Genomic DNA, 15,350 nt, shown 5'->3' with positions numbered 1-15,350 from the left:
GGGCGAGCTTGGATCTCCTGGTTGGCGAAATCACGGCAAGCGGGCTTCGTCCGGCACGCTGTCGAGCATTAGCCCGCCCGTGTCCGAGCCACCGAGTACCACATAGGCACTGCTGCAGAACAAAGAGTTCAACCGCTTCATGTCAGCGATCAGCTCCAAGTGTAGCGAACTGGTCTCGATACTTTGCACCACCTTGCGTTGCAGGCGGCTGACATGGGCGTGGGCAAGGCGCCGTTCCTGTGCACGAAACCGGCGTTTTTCACGCAGCAACAGCTGCGCGCTTTCCGGATCGGCGCTGAGGAATACGGACAGGCCTAGGCGCAGATTCGACAGCAACTGTTCCTGCAGGCCGGTCAGTTCCTCCAGGCCGACCTGGGAAAACGCGCGGCGCTGGCTGGTTTTCTGCTGCTGGACTTTGCGCAGCATGCGTTCGACCAGGTCGCAGGCCAGCTTGAGGTTGATCGCCAACTCGATGATTTCGGCCCAGCGCCGGTTATCGCGCTCGCTAAGGTCCTCCCGTGTCATCTGCGCCAGGTACAGTTTGATGGCGCTGTACAGGGCCTCGGCGTCCTCGGCCAAGGCGCGCACCTGCTGTGGCAGGGCGGTTTGCGTGCCGCGCAGGGCCCCGAGCATGGCTTCGAGCAGGCTGTCGACGATGTCGCCCAGGCGCAGGGTTTCGCGGGCGGCGTTGGCCAGTGCCAGGCTGGGCGTTTCCAGCGCTGAGGCATCGAGGTGGCGCGGGCGTACTTGGCCATTGCCGTTTTCGCGCTCGGGCAGTAAGAAGTTGCACAGCCGGCCCATGAGTTTGACGGTTGGCAGCATGAGCAAGCAGCGCAGGGTGTTGTAGAGCAGGTGGAACCCGATCACTAGCTCCTGAGGGCTGAAGCTCAAGGTGTCCATCCACTCCACCAGTGGGTGCAGCACCGGAATGATCAGCAACAGGCCGAACAGCTTGTACAGCAGGCTGCCCAGCGCGACGCGCCGCCCGGCGGCGTTCTGCATGCTGGTGCTGATGAAGGCCAGCAAGCCGCTGCCGATGTTGGCACCCACCACCAGGCCGATGGCCACCGGCAGGCTGATCACTTCAGCGCCGGCCAGGGTCGCGGTGAGCAACACCGCCGCCAGGCTGGAATAGGAGATCATCGCGAACAGCGCGCCGACCAAGGCGTCGAGCAAGATGTCCCCGGTCAACGACGCGAACAGGACTTTCACCCCTTGGGCATGGGTGATGGGCGCAGCGGCTTGCACGATCAGCTCCAGGGCCAGGATGATCAAGCCAAGGCCAATCCCTACGCGCCCCAGCTGGCCGACGCGGGTTTGTTTGCGCGAGAGGAAGAAGATCACCCCTAGGAAGATCAGCAGGGGCGACAGCCACGACAGGTCGAAGGTCAGCACCCGGGCCATGAGCGCGGTACCGACATCGGCGCCAAGCATGATCGCCAAGGCCGGTGTCATGGCCATCAGGCCTTGGCCGACGAAGGATGTGACCAGCATCGCGGTGGCGTTGCTGCTCTGCACCATGGCGGTAACCAGAATCCCGGCGATGAACGCCAGGGGGCGTTTGTTCATGTTCTGGCTGATGATGCGGCGCAGGTCAGAGCCGAAAACCCGGAGGATGCCGGTACGCACGATGTGTGTGCCCCAGACCAATAGCGTCACGGCCGAGAGCAGGTTGAGCAGGGTCAGCATGGCGAAGCCCCCTGTTGCCAATGGCCCATGTGGGCCAATAAGTGGAGCGTGGGCGTTTTTTGAAAATTTCAGTGCCCACTCAAAGCTTTAGTTGTTTTGTGCAGCGCTTGCCAGCTTCGCATGGCTGTCAGCGATTTGAAACAACCGGTCATGAATGATTGCCCTGCTGGCCTCTTCGCGGGTAAACCCGCTCCCACAGGGATCGTTGGCGGCCTGTGGGCGCGGGTTTACCCGCGAAGAGGCCGGCACAAAAAACTGCATACCCGCCGGGCAGACACGAAAAAGGGCCCCGAAGGGCCCTTGCTTGAAACGCGCTTCCTGGGTTTATTGACCCGGAATGTCCTTGCGCAGTTTCACCGGATCATGCTCTTTGCCATCTTTGCGCGACAGGGCGGTGCGCATACGGATGTTGATCGCTTCGACCGCTAGCGAGAACGCCATGGCGAAGTAGACGTAGCCTTTTGGCACATGCACGTCGAACGATTCGGCGATCAGCACGGTACCGACCACGATCAGGAACGACAGCGCGAGCATCTTCAGCGAAGGGTGCTTGTCGATGAAGTTACTGATGGCACCGGCGCACAGCATCATCACCAGCACGGCGACGACGATGGCGGCGATCATTACCGGCACATGGGAGACCATGCCCACAGCGGTGATCACCGAGTCCAGCGAGAACACGATGTCGATGATGGCGATCTGGATGATGGTGTAGAAGAACTTGCCGCCCGCGCCTTTCGGTTCGTCCGAGCTTTCGTCTTCGCCTTCCAGGCCGTGGTAGATCTCCTGGGAGCTCTTCCACAACAGGAACAGGCCGCCGAAGAACAGGATCAGGTCGCGGCCGGAGATGCCTTGGCCGAAGACCACGAACAGGTCGGCGGTCAGGCGCATGACCCAGGTGATCGACAGCAACAGCATGATACGCGTGACCATGGCCAGGGCCAGGCCGAAGATCCGGGTACGTGGCTGCATGTGCTTGGGCATGCGGCTGACCAGGATCGAGATCATGATTATGTTGTCGATCCCGAGAACGATCTCAAGCGCGGTGAGGGTGAAAAAGGCAACCCAGATTTCCGGGCTGGTCAGCCATTCCATGTGTATTCCTTCGAACGGTAAAGGCGATGCGCCCCAATTTGGGGCGCATCGCGGGAGGGCTAATACGTGTTTATTAAAGACTACTGAACAGCGGGAAAATCCCCATCAGCAGCGCGGCGAGCATTATGCACAGGCACACCAGAACTGCCCACTTCAGGGTGAAGCGCTGGTGGTCACCGAACTCGATGCCGGCCAGGGCCACCAGCAGGTAGGTGGAGGGTACCAAGGGGCTGAGCAGATGTACCGGCTGGCCGACGATCGACGCGCGGGCCATCTCGACCGGGCTGATGCCGTAGTGGCTGGCTGCCTCGGCAAGTACCGGCAACACGCCGTAGTAGAAGGCGTCGTTGGACATGAAGAACGTGAACGGCATGCTCACGATCGCGGTGATTACCGCCAGGTACGGGCCCAGGGCCTCGGGGATGACCGCCAGCAGGCTCTTGGACATGGCATCGACCATGCCGGTGCCGGACAGGATGCCGGTGAAGATACCGGCGGCGAAGATTAGCCCGGTTACCGCCAGAACGCTGCCGGCGTGTGCGGCAATGCGGTCTTTTTGCTGCTGCAGGCAGGGGTAGTTGACGATCATGGCGATGCTGAAGGCGATCATGAACAGCACCGGCAGTGGCAGCACGCCTGCGATCAGGGCAACCATCAGGGCTGCCGTCAGGGCACCGTTGAAGTACAACAGTTTTGGCCGGCGCGCCTCCGGGAACTGCGACACGGTGATTTCGCTGTGGTCGATGTCGTCGGTCGGCAGGTGCAATTCGCCCAGGCGGGCACGTTCACGCTTGCCGTACATATAGGCAATGGCCAGGATCGCCAGTACGCCGAACAGCATGGCTGGGATCATGGGCACGAAAATGTCCGACGGGTCCACGTGCAGTGCGCTGGCGGCGCGTGCGGTCGGGCCACCCCAGGGGGTCATGTTCATCACCCCGCCGGCCAGGATGATCAGGCCGGCCATGATCCGCGGGCTCATGCCCAAGCGGCTGTACATGGGCAGCATGGCGGCGCAGCAGATCATGTAGGTGGTGGCGCCGTCACCGTCGAGCGAGACCACCAGGGCCAGCACGGCGGTGCCGACCGAGACTTTCAGCGGGTCGCCTTTGACCAGCTTGAGGATCTTGCGCACGGCCGGGTCGAACAGACCGGAGTCGATCATCAGGGCAAAGTAGAGGATGGCGAACATCAACATCACGCCGGTTGGCGCGAGCTTGCTGATGCCCTCGAGCATCATGGGGCCGATCTTGGCGGAGAAACCGCCGAACAGGGCGAACAGGATCGGTACCAGAATCAGCGCGATCAAGGCCGACAGGCGCTTGGTCATGATCAGGTACATGAAGGTGATGACCATGGCAAAGCCGAGGAAGGTCAGCATGGCAATACTCCAGGCGTGGCGCGGCGAAAGGACAGTCGATTCGGGCGGATCAGCGCGTCAGGCGCTGTGCAGGGAGCATGCGGAGGGGGACGACATGAAGGCGGGCACAGGAATACATCAGAATCACCATTGTTGTTGTTGATTGGGCCGGGCGCGGAAGATTCCGGGTGCCCTGGCTGACCGGTCTTGTGCCGGTAGTGGGCGCTATCCTAAGAGGGCAAGCTTTCAGCCAGCTTTCGCTGTGACAAAGGCGACGGGAGGTAGGTGATGCAGAATGTGACCGAAGGTGGCTGCCACTGTGGTGGCTTGCGGTATCGGCTGGAGGGGGCGCTGACGGATGTCGCCCACTGCCATTGTTCGATCTGTCGGCGCGTCAGTGGCGGGTTGGTGGTGACTTGGCTGACGGTGCCGCGTTCCGCATTCCAGTGGTTGGCGGGCGAGCCGCGCTGCTATGTGGCGCCGGCCAGTTGCAGCCGGTATTTTTGTGGGCAGTGTGGGGCGCATGTGGCATTGGTCACTTCGCACAGCCCGGACAGCATCGACGTGACGGTGGCGACGCTGGATCACCCGGAGCGGGTGCGGGCCAACCGGCATATCTGGACGGGTAGCCGGTTGCCCTGGTTGCACCTGGATGAGGATTTGCCTGGGGAGGTTGGGGAAAGCTTGTAGGTCATCTGTTTGGTCACATGGCCTTCGCGGGCAAGCCCGCGAAGAGTCTGGTGCTGTCACGACTACAACTGCAACCCGCCTGCGGCCTTGTGCAGCGTTCGCAGATGCTCACCCACCTGCTTCACGTTGGTCTCGATCGCGGCAATCTCCTTGGCCCGCGAGGGGTCCAGCAGCGCCCTCACCTCTTTGTCCAGGTCGGTGCTCAGGCGCAGCAACTGGGCCTGCCGCTCGCTGCTGACTTTCTCCAGGTGCTTGCGCTCATCGGGCTGCGGTAGACCATAGCCTTTGGCGTCCAGCAGTTCTGCCGGGCGGCTGAGGAAGCCGCTGTTGGCGAGCATCTGCTGCAGCGTCTGGTTGGCTTTGTCGATACTGCCATCCTTCAGCGCCGCCGCGTTCAGGTAGCGCTGCTTGACCTCGTCCTGGGCCAGCAACAGCTGGCGGCGTAGGCTCGCCTGCTCGAGCAGCAGCAAGGCAGCGCTGGTGCGCAGGTCGGCCTGGGCGAACCAGCCGCGGCGCTGTTCGGCATCCAGGGCCAGCCAGTCCTCGACCTTGTCCTGCTTGATCGGCAGCTGTTTTTTCAGCACGTCGAACATGGCCTGGTAGCGGTCACGGTAGGAGTCGAAGCGGTAACCCAGGCGCAGGGCTTCGCGGGGGTCATCGAGCACACTGGTATCGGCAATGCCCCGCCCTTTGAGCACTTCCAGCAGGCCGTTGGGCATGATGCTGTCGAGGTCGTTCAGGCGCGGGTTGGCGGTGCCACTGCGCAGCAGTTTCAGCGATTCGACCGCGCAATTGTTGGACAGGAAGTAGTAATTGCCGTCGTAGCTCCAGTGCATTTCCGCCGCCTGGCGCACCAGGTTCTCGACTTCCTGGCGGTCGAGCTTGAGGGGGATCGACGCCAGGCTGCGCAGCTCGGTCTTGGTGTACTCGTCGATGACCTGGCCCAACGGCAACACGAACAGCCGCGACGGATAAGCACCGACCAGGCCGTCCCAGCTGGACAACTGCACATCGTTGACGAAGGCGCGGTACGACAGCACCAGGTGCTGGTCGAGGTCTAGGCGGCAATCCGGGCCGCGCGGTCGCCCAGGTTTGCAGATGACCAGGCGCAGCATGCTGTGGCCCCAGCGGCTGACCCAGTTCTGATTGGCCTCGGCCAGCAGGTAGTCGACTTCATAAACGCGTTCGGGGTCGATTTCGCCCAGTGGCTGGCGAGCGAAGTCGCTGCCCGCGTTGAGGAATGGCAAGCCCTTGGCGCAGCTCTCTTGTGCGGGTGCCCAGCCGAAGTGGTCGCGCAGGTACTGGTTCAAGGCGGGGCGCCGGCAAGCATAGCTCGGGTCGAGGAGGAAGTACTCCATGTTGACCGCGATGAATTCCTTGGGGCTGCTCAGCTCATAGGTGTCTGGGCTGCGCACGAACTGGCCGTTGTGCTGCTCGCGCTCACCGCGGCGGCCGACATATTGCTGCCAGCCAGCAAGGTCGAGCAGGCGTGGGTCATCGCTCAAGGTGAAGCGCCGTTCGGCCTGGCCGCGGCACGCCTCTGGCAAGCCGATTTTGCCCACGGTGCCTTGCTGGCGCTTGCAACGGGCGATCAGCGAGCGCTCGGTGGCCGGCCACAACCGGGCCCGGTCGTAAATATGGGTCAGTTCATGCAGGACAGTCGCCAGCAGCTCTTCGCGCACGGTGCCGTGTGGGCGGTGGGTGCGTTCGCGGGCGGCGCTGCCATCAACCAGCCCGGGCAGCAGGCGGCTGTTGAGCTCCAGGGTAGAAACCAGCGACGCCTGGCCGTACGCGTCGGCCGGCATGCGCGCAGTCCAGCTGACCTGCACACGCCGGTCCAGTTGCTGCTTGAAGCGCGGCGGCAGCTTGCTCAGTGCTTCGTCGAGCAGTGCCTGGCTGGCTTGGCGTTGTTGAGGGTCGAGGCCGGAAGCCTGCAGCTCAAGCTGCAGGTCGGCCAGGGCGGGTGTGCCGAGCAGCGTCAGGGCGCAGCCGAGCAGCCAGGCACGCACCTGGTTCACAGCGCGAGAATGGCTTCAGCCAGCACTTGGTCGCTGGCGCCTCGCGCTTCAGGCAGGCGCTCGCGCAGGGTATTGAACGCAGCTTCAAGCTGGGCGCCACGGATATCACCGTTGCTGGCGACGAAGCTGGCGGCATCGTCGTGCGCTTCACGCACGACTTTGGAGTCACGGATCGAGGTGGTGGTGTCGGACGTGAAATCGATCGAACGGCCAAAGGCACGCACGATGATGTTGCTGGTGGCCACCAGCGTCTGTGCCTGGGCCAGGTCGGCCAGCAGCAGCATGCCGAGGGTAGCGGCAATCAGCGGTTTACGCATGGAGCATCTCCGGAAAATACAGGGAGTCAGGTGTAGTCATTGGACGAGAATTGCCTGCGCCAGTTCCAGGTCGCCGACAGCCTGTGCGGCACCGTGCTGGCGCAGCGAGGTGAAGGCCGCTTCCAGGCGCGCACCGAGGATCAGGCCATCGCTGGCGACGAATGCCGCAGCATCGTCACGGGCCTGACTGACCAGTTTGCGGTCGAACGGCGCGGTGGTGACTTGGCTGGTGACATAGCCTGTGATGACCAGGCTTTGCGTGGTGGTGTCCAACGCATGGGCAGGTGCCATGCTCAGGGGGATGCCAACGGCGACTAACAACAACGGCAACAGATAACGCATGGGCTTCTGACGGCTGGGAACGAGGGGGTGAAGACACCTGCGGCTGTGGGCGAGCACCCGTACAGCCGCAGGGCTCAGTGCAGGTCAGATGGCCAGGATGGCCTGTGCCAGCTGTGCGTCGGTAGCCTGCAGGGTCGGCATTTGTGCGCGAATGTGCAGGAAGGCGCTTTCCAGCTTGGCGCCGCGAATGTCGCCTTGGCTGCCAACGAAGCTGGCGGCATCGTCACGGGCGGCTTGGACGATCTTGTCGTCGCGGAACGACGACGATACGTCGGAGGTGGCGTCGGTGGATGCAGCGACAGCGCCCACGACTGCGTCAGTGGTGACGACGAAGCTGGTGGCGCTGGCGGTGCCGGCCAAGCTCAGCATCAGGGCGGCGCCAATCAGGTGTTTAAGGGACATGATCGTGGACTCCTAGGGGATTCTGCTAATCGGACGCTCGCACTGCGCGTCTCGGTACTTTTCAACATCTGGTTTCTACCAGACTGTTAAGCCAAGCGTATCACGCGTCGATGTTTCTGGATGTTAATCAACAGCCCTTCCTAGTACTGTACTGGTATGTTTTTGCTTTATAAGAAACTGTACCTGTATGGCTGAGAGCCGCTCTGGCACGTAGGGTACAAACAAAAAACCCGCTGCAGTCACCTGCAACGGGTTTAGGAATTCGCGGTGCCGGGCATAGCCGGCAAGCCGGAGCTTAGCGCCAGAAAGGCTTGCTCAGCTCTTCGTAACGCTGCGACTCGCTGATACCGGCGTCGGCCAGCAGGCGGGAGTCCAGGCGAGCCAGTTGACGGCGGCTGGCCATGCGACGCTGCCACAACAGCAGGGTGGACAGGGCGCGCAGAGGCATCGAAGCGTTGGATTGTTGGGCGTTGCTTTCAAAAACCAGACCGGAACTGAGTGTACGTTCCATGATGTTTCATCCTTCCGCTTATGGCGGGATTAGGTAGTGATTTAACTGATGCCAATGATCCTCCTCTCTTGTCCATAACAGTAGATACAGTTCTGCGGCATTACGATGGTTCAGTTAACTGTGTAATCCTACTGTTGCACTCGAAATAGGCGCAACTGTACTGGTCTGCACTTATATGGTGCAAAATGCTCGGTAGGGAGAGGTGGTCAGCAGAGGGTCAGCTAAAAATACCAGTACAGTAGTACAGTTTTGTAGCTTGCTTAGACGTTATCGAGCGAGGGCTTTGACTGTACCGGCCGTATCGCCGGCAAACCGTCTTCAACCGGCACGGCGCTGACGACGAATCGCGCGCTGTTCCCGCTGAAGGCGGCTTGTTTGGAGCGGTGTAACTACAGGCGTGTGGGTATCAGCTGGCGAGCATGCGCCCGGTCTCTTCCAGGTTTTCGTGCCAGCTCAATGCTTCGCGCAGAATGTGCGGCGTATGGCCGCCGCGCTGGCAGGCGCGATCGAAGTAGTCGTTCAGCGCTGCGCGGTAATCCGGGTGCACACAGTTGTCGATGATTGCCCGGGCACGCTCGCGTGGCGCAAGGCCGCGCAAGTCTGCAAGCCCCTGCTCAGTGACCAGGATGTCGACGTCGTGCTCGGTGTGGTCGACGTGGCTGACCATCGGCACCACGCTGGAAATCGCGCCACCCTTGGCAATCGACTTGGTGACGAACACGGCCAGGTGCGCGTTACGGGCGAAATCGCCAGAACCACCGATGCCGTTCATCATCCGCGTGCCGCACACGTGGGTGGAGTTGACGTTGCCGTAGATATCGAACTCCAGCGCGGTGTTGATACCAATGATGCCCAGGCGACGGACCACCTCTGGGTGGTTGGAGATCTCCTGTGGGCGCAGCACCAGCTTGTCCTTGTAGCGCTCCAGGTTACCGAACACATCGGCATTGCGGCGGGTCGACAGGGTGATTGAGCTGCCGGAGGCGAAGCTCAGCTTGCCGGCGTCGATCAGGTCGAAGGTCGAATCCTGCAGTACTTCGGAGTACATAGTCAGGTCTTCGAACGGCGAATCGATCAAGCCGCACATCACCGCGTTGGCGATGCTGCCGATACCGGCCTGCAGTGGGCCGAGCTTGTTGGTCATGCGGCCAGCGTCGACTTCCTTCTTGAGGAAGTTGATCAGGTGGTCGGCGATGCCCTGGGTTTCGTCGTCCGGCGGCAATACAGTGGATGGCGAGTCCGGCTGGTCGCTGATGACGATACCGACGATCTTGGCCGGGTCGATCGGGATGGCGGTGCTGCCGATGCGATCATCGACCTTGACCAGCGGGATCGGTGTGCGGGTTGGGCGGTAGGTCGGGATATAGATGTCGTGCAGGCCTTCGAGGTTGGCGTTGTGCGACAGGTTGATCTCGACGATCACTTGCTTGGCGAAGATCGCGAAGCTGGCCGAGTTGCCTACCGAGGTGGTCGGCACGATATGGCCTTGTTCGGTGATGGCCACGGCTTCGATGACGGCGATGTCCGGCAGCTTGAGCTGCTGGTTGCGCAATTGCTCGACGGTTTCCGACAGGTGCTGGTCGATGAACATCACCTGGCCGTCGTTGATGGCCTTGCGCAGGGTGCTGTCGACCTGGAAGGGCATGCGGCGAGCCAGCACGCCGGCCTCGGTCAGCTGCTTGTCCAGGTCATTGCCCAGGCTGGCGCCGGTCATCAGGCTGATTTTCAGCGGCGACTGCTTGGCACGTTCGGCCAGGGCATGGGGTACGGCCTTGGCTTCGCCGGCGCGGGTGAAGCCGCTCATGCCGACGGTCATGCCGTCCTCGATCAGACCAGCGGCATCAGCCGCACTCATTACCTTGCTGTGCAGGGAGGACAAGCGGATACGATCACGGTACATGGATTGTTATCTCAGGCTACTGAAGCTACTGGAGCGCAGTCTAGAGATTTCGCCGGTTGCCGTCCCACGACCATGGTCGTATGAGAAGCCCGGAAGTAGAGCCGTTGATCTGGATCAGGCAAATGTAAAAGCCCCGCAGATTTCTCGGCGGGGCTTCTTATATAGCGCACGGTTTGCAGCCAGTGGGTTACTCCACGGCTTTGACCATATCCTCGATTACCTTCTTGGCATCACCGAATACCATCATGGTCTTGTCCAGGTAGAACAGTTCGTTGTCCAGGCCTGCATAGCCGCTGGCCATGGAGCGCTTGTTGACGATGATGGTCTTGGCCTTGAACGCTTCCAGGATCGGCATGCCGGCAATCGGCGACTTGGGATCGTTTTTCGCTGCCGGGTTGACCACATCGTTGGCGCCCAACACCAGTACCACGTCGGCCTGGCCGAATTCGGCGTTGATGTCGTCCATCTCGAACACCTGGTCGTACGGCACTTCGGCTTCGGCCAGCAACACGTTCATGTGCCCCGGCATGCGGCCTGCCACCGGGTGGATCGCATACTTCACGGTCACACCGTTGTGGGTCAGCTTCTCGGTCAGCTCCTTCAGCGCGTGCTGGGCACGGGCGACTGCCAGGCCGTAACCCGGCACGATGATTACCGTGTCGGCATTGCTGAGCAGGAAGGTAGCGTCGTCGGCCGAACCCGATTTTACCGGGCGAGCTTCCTGGGTGCCTGCGGGGCCACCGGCATCGGTCGCGCCGCCGAAGCCGCCGAGGATGACATTGAAGAACGAACGGTTCATCGCCTTGCACATGATGTACGAGAGGATGGCACCGCTGGAGCCGACCAGCGAGCCTGCGATGATCAGCATCGAGTTGTTCAGCGAGAAGCCGATACCCGCTGCTGCCCAGCCCGAATAGCTGTTGAGCATCGACACCACCACCGGCATGTCCGCGCCACCGATCGGAATAATGATCAGCACGCCCATGATGAAGGCCAGAACCAGCATCAGGGTAAAGGCACTGTAGTGGCCGGTGAAGGTGAACAGCAGGCCCAGGGCGATGGTGGTCAGGCCCAGGATCAGGTTCAGCTTGTGCTGGCCGGCGAACTGTACCGGTGCGCCTTGGAACAGGCGAAACTTGTACTTGCCCGACAGCTTGCCGAAGGCGATCACGGAACCGGAGAAGGTGATGGCACCAATTGCCGCGCCGAGGAACAGTTCCAGGCGGTTACCCGTCGGGATCGGGTCGCTGATGCTGGCGACGATGCCCATCGACTGCGGCTCCAGCACGGCGGCAATGGCGATGAACACCGCGGCCAGGCCGATCATGCTGTGCATGAAGGCGACCAGTTCCGGCATCTTGGTCATCTCGACCCGCTTGGCCATGATCGAACCGGCGGTACCACCGACCAGCAGGCCGACGATCACGTAGCCGATACCGGCCGTTGCCAGTTCTGCGCCCAGCTTATAAATGAGGCCAACCGTGGTGACGATTGCCAAGCCCATGCCGATCATGCCGAACAGGTTGCCGCGGCGTGACGTGGTCGGGTGCGAAAGGCCCTTGAGCGCCTGGATGAAGCAGATCGAGGCGACCAGGTAGAGAAGCGTTACCAGATTCATGCTCATGCTTACTTCTTCGCCTCGTTCTTGGCTTTCTTCTTGAACATCTCAAGCATGCGACGGGTGACCAGGAAGCCACCGAACACGTTGACCGCCGCCAAGGCCACGGCCAGCGTGCCCATCAGCTTGCCGGCGGGCGTTACGGTCAGCGCCGCCGCCAGCATGGCACCGACGATGACGATGGCCGAGATGGCGTTGGTGACCGCCATCAGCGGCGTGTGCAGCGCCGGGGTGACGTTCCACACCACGTGGTAGCCCACATAGATGGCCAGCACGAAAATGATCAGGTTGTAGATGCCATGGGAAATCAGCATGTCTTCCATTTGTCGTGCTCCTTAGCCGTTCTTGCGGACGACTTGGCCATCGCGGCACATGAGGCAGGCCGCGACGATGTCGTCTTCGAGGTTGATGACCAGCGCGTTGTCCTTGTCGAACAACAGCTTCATGAAGTCCAGCAGGTTGCGTGCGTACAGCGCCGATGCATCGGCCCCCACCTGGGCAGGCAGGTTGGTCGGGCCGACGATGGTTACGCCGTTTTCCTGCACCACCTGGTCGGCGACGGTCAGTGGGCAGTTACCGCCTTGGGCGGCGGCCAGGTCGATGACCACCGACCCAGGCTTCATCTGCGCGACGGTTTCGGCGCTGAGCAGGGTCGGCGCCTTGCGGCCAGGGATCAGTGCGGTGGTGATGACGATGTCGGCCTGCTTGGCGCGTTCGTGTACGGCCTGGGCCTGGCGCTGCATCCAGCTGGCCGGCATCGGCCGCGCATAGCCACCAACACCCTCGGCGCACTCACGTTCCTCATCGGTTTCGTAAGGCACGTCGATGAACTTGGCGCCCAGCGATTCGATCTGCTCTTTGACGGCGGGGCGTACATCCGACGCCTCTATCACGGCACCCATGCGCTTGGCGGTAGCAATGGCCTGCAGGCCTGCAACGCCTGCACCGAGGATCAGCACGCGGGCAGCCTTCACGGTACCGGCGGCCGTCATCAGCATGGGCATGAAGCGAGGGTAGTAGTGCGCTGCCAGCAGCACCGCCTTGTAACCGGCGATGTTGGCCTGGGACGACAGCACATCGAGGCTTTGTGCCCGCGAGGTACGCGGCGCTGCTTCGAGGGCGAAGGCGGTGATACCGCGCTCGGCCATCTTGCCAATCAGTTCACTGTTGAACGGGTTGAGCATGCCCACCAGCAGGCTGCCGCTGTTGATCAGCGCCATCTCCTGGTCGCTGGGCGCGACTACTTTAAGTACCAGTTGCGCGCCGTAGGCATCGGCGGCGGTACCCAGGGAGGCACCCACAGCCTCATAGGCACTGTCCGGAATGCTGGCGTTTAGCCCTGCCCCCCGTTGGACGGTGACCTGATGGCCCTGGGCAACCAGTTTTTTGATGGTTTCAGGGGTCGCGGCGACCCTTGTCTCACCCGTCTGCGTCTCGAGAGGAACACCAATGTGCACGACTATGTCTCCTGCGGTGACCTTTTGTCTTTGTTGAAGCCAGCGTACTTCGGCTGGTGCGCTGGTGCGGTCCAACCCGCCGAATCCTAGGCGGGCCAGGCATTTTGCAGATGAACCCAAGGGGCTTCAACCGGTTCTGGAGCGAAACGAAGTTAAAACTACAAGTCACCCTGTGACCGTATGTCGCAAGCCTTCGGTTGCAGCCCGTCAACCATGGGCCATTGGGAGATTAGGAGATAAAACTAAAAAAAATTGCGGTATTTCGCTTACGGTTCGCTCAATGTCGCAATTTAAGCCTGAAAGCCGCGCAGTCAGCAGGGTTAAACGGGATTTTCAGGCTTGCGTAACAGTTTTCGAATATGCGACAAATACATATATCTGTAGGTGTTTAAAATAATTGACTACGAAGTCAGGTTGATTGGCTGCGACTAGGCAGAGGCGGTGGTGTAAGCCTGCGCTTGTGCTACCAGCCAGTCGCGGAAAGCCCGTAGCGAGGCAGACTCCACTTTGCGCTCGGGAATCATCAGATAGTAGGCCTTGTCACTGCTCAGGGCATGCCTGTTAGCGACCACCAACCTACCCTCCTGCAACTCCCGCTGGATTAGAAAGGGGGGGATCAGCGCGATCCCCATTTCGTGCATCGCCGCCTGCGCGAGCATCGAGAATAGTTCATAGCGTGGGCCTGTCATGTCGCGCTCCACGTTCATGCCCAGGCCGCCGAACCATTGCCGCCAGGCATAGGGGCGCGTGGTCTGCTGCAGCAAGGGCAGTTGCGCAATGCGGCGGGCGTCTAGCATGCCCTGCCCGTCCAGCAACGCCGGGCTGCAAACGGGGACAGGGTTCTCGCCCATCAGCCTATGCGACTGGGTGCCGGACCAGTCGGCATCGCCGAAATAGATGGCTGCATCAAAGGCTGTGTCGGCAAACAGAAATGGCCGGGTGCGGTTGGTCAGGTTGACGGTGACGTCGGGGTGGCGCTGCTGGAAGTCCTTGAGCCTGGGGAGCAGCCATTGGGTGCCGAAGGTGGGTACCACGGCCAGTTCGATCACATTGGCGCCCTGCTGGCGCATGACCGACAAGGTATCGCGCTCTACCGCATCCAGCTGCGCGGCAACCTGGCGGCTGTAGGAAAGGCCAGCCTCGGTCAGCTTCACCCCGCGCCTTGAGCGGCGAAACAGTTCCACATTAAGGAAGGCCTCCAGGCCGCCGATCTGCCGACAAACGGCGCCCTGGGTCAGCGCGAGTTCTTGCGCGGCCTTGGTGAAGCTCTCGTTACGCGCCGCCGCCTCGAAACAGACCAGGGCGGCAGTGCTGGGGATCTTGCGGCGCATGTACGTCAACCTCACTTGTAAGGCTGTCAATGTGGCGTTTTGCTGATTTACGAAGTGACAAATTATCACTAATCCGTGCGCAATCCTCGTTTGTCCCGACGGCCGATCAGGCCTAGGCTCAAGGGCACAAGAATTTGCTCTCTCTTTTCGAGGATTTCGCTCATGGCCGGTAAAGCAAGCTTCAACTGGATCGATCCGCTGCTGCTCGATCAGCAGCTCACTGAAGAAGAGCGCATGGTGCGTGACAGCGCTTATCAGTTCGCCCAGGACAAGCTGGCGCCGCGCGTGCTCGAAGCCTTCCGCCATGAGCAGACCGACCCGGCGATCTTCCGCGAGATGGGTGAAATCGGTTTGCTGGGTGCCACCATCCCCGAGCAGTATGGCGGCAGCGGTCTTAATTATGTGTGTTACGGGCTGATCGCTCGCGAGGTCGAGCGGATCGACTCTGGCTATCGCTCGATGATGAGTGTGCAGTCTTCCCTGGTGATGGTACCGATCAACGAATTCGGCACTGAGGCGCAGAAGCAGAAGTACCTGCCCAAGCTCGCCACGGGTGAGTGGATCGGCTGCTTTGGTCTGACCGAGCCTAACCACGGCTCCGACCCGGGCTCGATGATCAC

General features: G+C 61.4%; 15 protein-coding genes (1 of these 15 only partly in view). 2 read left to right on the top strand and 13 right to left on the bottom strand.

All coding sequences use genetic code 11. The annotated features are described in order from the left end of the window. Positions 1-30: 30 nt before the first annotated feature. From HU764_RS24590 to HU764_RS24580, 3 genes are all read right to left on the bottom strand, one after another. Positions 31-1,689, bottom strand: a complete 1,659-nt coding sequence (locus HU764_RS24590; protein ID WP_186703877.1) for a Na/Pi cotransporter family protein — start codon at positions 1,687-1,689, stop codon at positions 31-33. A gap of 324 nt (positions 1,690-2,013) precedes the next feature. Further along, the gene (locus HU764_RS24585; RefSeq protein WP_027591953.1) at positions 2,014-2,784 is read right to left on the bottom strand and encodes a TerC family protein; all 771 of its coding nucleotides are present in this window, start codon (positions 2,782-2,784) and stop codon (positions 2,014-2,016) included. A gap of 73 nt (positions 2,785-2,857) precedes the next feature. Then, positions 2,858-4,165, bottom strand: coding sequence for a CitMHS family transporter (locus HU764_RS24580; RefSeq protein ID WP_085272100.1), 1,308 nt, complete (start codon positions 4,163-4,165; stop codon positions 2,858-2,860). A 267-nt stretch (positions 4,166-4,432) separates the two neighbouring features. On the opposite strand from HU764_RS24580, the gene HU764_RS24575 reads away from it, so the two are divergent. After that, entirely contained in the window at positions 4,433-4,834 is a 402-nt protein-coding gene (locus tag HU764_RS24575; RefSeq protein ID WP_085272099.1) for a GFA family protein, read from the top strand. Between the two features lie 62 nt (positions 4,835-4,896). Here the strand turns inward: HU764_RS24575 and HU764_RS24570 are convergent, their stop codons facing one another. The 10 genes from HU764_RS24570 to HU764_RS24525 form a co-directional block, all read right to left on the bottom strand. Further along, the gene (locus HU764_RS24570; protein WP_186703876.1) at positions 4,897-6,852 is read right to left on the bottom strand and encodes a DUF7844 domain-containing protein; all 1,956 of its coding nucleotides are present in this window, start codon (positions 6,850-6,852) and stop codon (positions 4,897-4,899) included. Further along, a complete protein-coding gene (locus HU764_RS24565) occupies positions 6,849-7,169 on the bottom strand; it encodes a DUF2388 domain-containing protein (RefSeq protein ID WP_027591949.1) in 321 nt (106 codons plus the stop codon). The genes HU764_RS24570 and HU764_RS24565 overlap by 4 nt, the downstream gene beginning before the upstream one ends. 36 nt (positions 7,170-7,205) lie before the next feature. Then, positions 7,206-7,511, bottom strand: a complete 306-nt coding sequence (locus HU764_RS24560) for a DUF2388 domain-containing protein (protein ID WP_186679088.1) — start codon at positions 7,509-7,511, stop codon at positions 7,206-7,208. An 84-nt stretch (positions 7,512-7,595) separates the two neighbouring features. Then, positions 7,596-7,913, bottom strand: coding sequence for a DUF2388 domain-containing protein (locus HU764_RS24555; RefSeq protein WP_186679086.1), 318 nt, complete (start codon positions 7,911-7,913; stop codon positions 7,596-7,598). 295 nt (positions 7,914-8,208) lie between these two features. Next, entirely contained in the window at positions 8,209-8,424 is a 216-nt protein-coding gene (locus HU764_RS24550) for a DUF1127 domain-containing protein (RefSeq protein ID WP_012269957.1), read from the bottom strand. A 406-nt stretch (positions 8,425-8,830) separates the two neighbouring features. Then, the gene (locus HU764_RS24545) at positions 8,831-10,324 is read right to left on the bottom strand and encodes an acetyl-CoA hydrolase/transferase family protein (RefSeq protein WP_027591946.1); all 1,494 of its coding nucleotides are present in this window, start codon (positions 10,322-10,324) and stop codon (positions 8,831-8,833) included. A gap of 187 nt (positions 10,325-10,511) precedes the next feature. Continuing rightward, positions 10,512-11,948, bottom strand: coding sequence for an NAD(P)(+) transhydrogenase (Re/Si-specific) subunit beta (locus tag HU764_RS24540; RefSeq protein ID WP_027591945.1), 1,437 nt, complete (start codon positions 11,946-11,948; stop codon positions 10,512-10,514). A gap of 2 nt (positions 11,949-11,950) precedes the next feature. Then, positions 11,951-12,265, bottom strand: a complete 315-nt coding sequence (locus HU764_RS24535) for an NAD(P) transhydrogenase subunit alpha part 2 (protein ID WP_027591944.1) — start codon at positions 12,263-12,265, stop codon at positions 11,951-11,953. Positions 12,266-12,277: 12 nt separating this feature from the next. Then, positions 12,278-13,399: a Re/Si-specific NAD(P)(+) transhydrogenase subunit alpha gene (locus HU764_RS24530; protein ID WP_186703875.1), complete on the bottom strand. Its 1,122-nt coding sequence runs from the start codon at positions 13,397-13,399 to the stop codon at positions 12,278-12,280. 428 nt (positions 13,400-13,827) lie between these two features. Next, entirely contained in the window at positions 13,828-14,730 is a 903-nt protein-coding gene (locus HU764_RS24525) for a LysR family transcriptional regulator (RefSeq protein WP_099428023.1), read from the bottom strand. 162 nt (positions 14,731-14,892) lie between these two features. Here HU764_RS24525 and HU764_RS24520 point away from each other — a divergent pair, with 162 nt between their 5' ends. Further along, positions 14,893-15,350, top strand: partial view of an acyl-CoA dehydrogenase gene (locus HU764_RS24520; RefSeq protein WP_027591941.1) — the 5' end (the start) only. 724 nt of this gene lie beyond the right edge of the window; only the first 458 of its 1,182 coding nucleotides appear in the window; it begins with the start codon at positions 14,893-14,895; its stop codon lies beyond the right edge, outside the window.

Origin of the sequence: Pseudomonas kermanshahensis (genome assembly GCF_014269205.2) — a bacterium.
Classification (GTDB): Bacteria; Pseudomonadota; Gammaproteobacteria; order Pseudomonadales; family Pseudomonadaceae; genus Aquipseudomonas; species Aquipseudomonas kermanshahensis.
Note: the sequence above shows the minus strand (reverse complement) of the source record. Positions and strands in the feature narration are given on the sequence as shown.

What these genes read in the sequence shown, in the direction of transcription:
- HU764_RS24590 (WP_186703877.1), bottom strand. Translation starts at nt 1,689, where the DNA reads ATGCTGACCCTGCTCAACCTGCTCTCGGCCGTGACGCTATTGGTCTGG.
- HU764_RS24585 (WP_027591953.1), bottom strand. Translation starts at nt 2,784, where the DNA reads ATGGAATGGCTGACCAGCCCGGAAATCTGGGTTGCCTTTTTCACCCTC.
- HU764_RS24580 (WP_085272100.1), bottom strand. Translation starts at nt 4,165, where the DNA reads ATGCTGACCTTCCTCGGCTTTGCCATGGTCATCACCTTCATGTACCTG.
- HU764_RS24575 (WP_085272099.1), top strand. Translation starts at nt 4,433, where the DNA reads ATGCAGAATGTGACCGAAGGTGGCTGCCACTGTGGTGGCTTGCGGTAT.
- HU764_RS24565 (WP_027591949.1), bottom strand. Translation starts at nt 7,169, where the DNA reads ATGCGTAAACCGCTGATTGCCGCTACCCTCGGCATGCTGCTGCTGGCC.
- HU764_RS24560 (WP_186679088.1), bottom strand. Translation starts at nt 7,511, where the DNA reads ATGCGTTATCTGTTGCCGTTGTTGTTAGTCGCCGTTGGCATCCCCCTG.
- HU764_RS24555 (WP_186679086.1), bottom strand. Translation starts at nt 7,913, where the DNA reads ATGTCCCTTAAACACCTGATTGGCGCCGCCCTGATGCTGAGCTTGGCC.
- HU764_RS24550 (WP_012269957.1), bottom strand. Translation starts at nt 8,424, where the DNA reads ATGGAACGTACACTCAGTTCCGGTCTGGTTTTTGAAAGCAACGCCCAA.
- HU764_RS24545 (WP_027591946.1), bottom strand. Translation starts at nt 10,324, where the DNA reads ATGTACCGTGATCGTATCCGCTTGTCCTCCCTGCACAGCAAGGTAATG.
- HU764_RS24540 (WP_027591945.1), bottom strand. Translation starts at nt 11,948, where the DNA reads ATGAGCATGAATCTGGTAACGCTTCTCTACCTGGTCGCCTCGATCTGC.
- HU764_RS24535 (WP_027591944.1), bottom strand. Translation starts at nt 12,265, where the DNA reads ATGGAAGACATGCTGATTTCCCATGGCATCTACAACCTGATCATTTTC.
- HU764_RS24525 (WP_099428023.1), bottom strand. Translation starts at nt 14,730, where the DNA reads ATGCGCCGCAAGATCCCCAGCACTGCCGCCCTGGTCTGTTTCGAGGCG.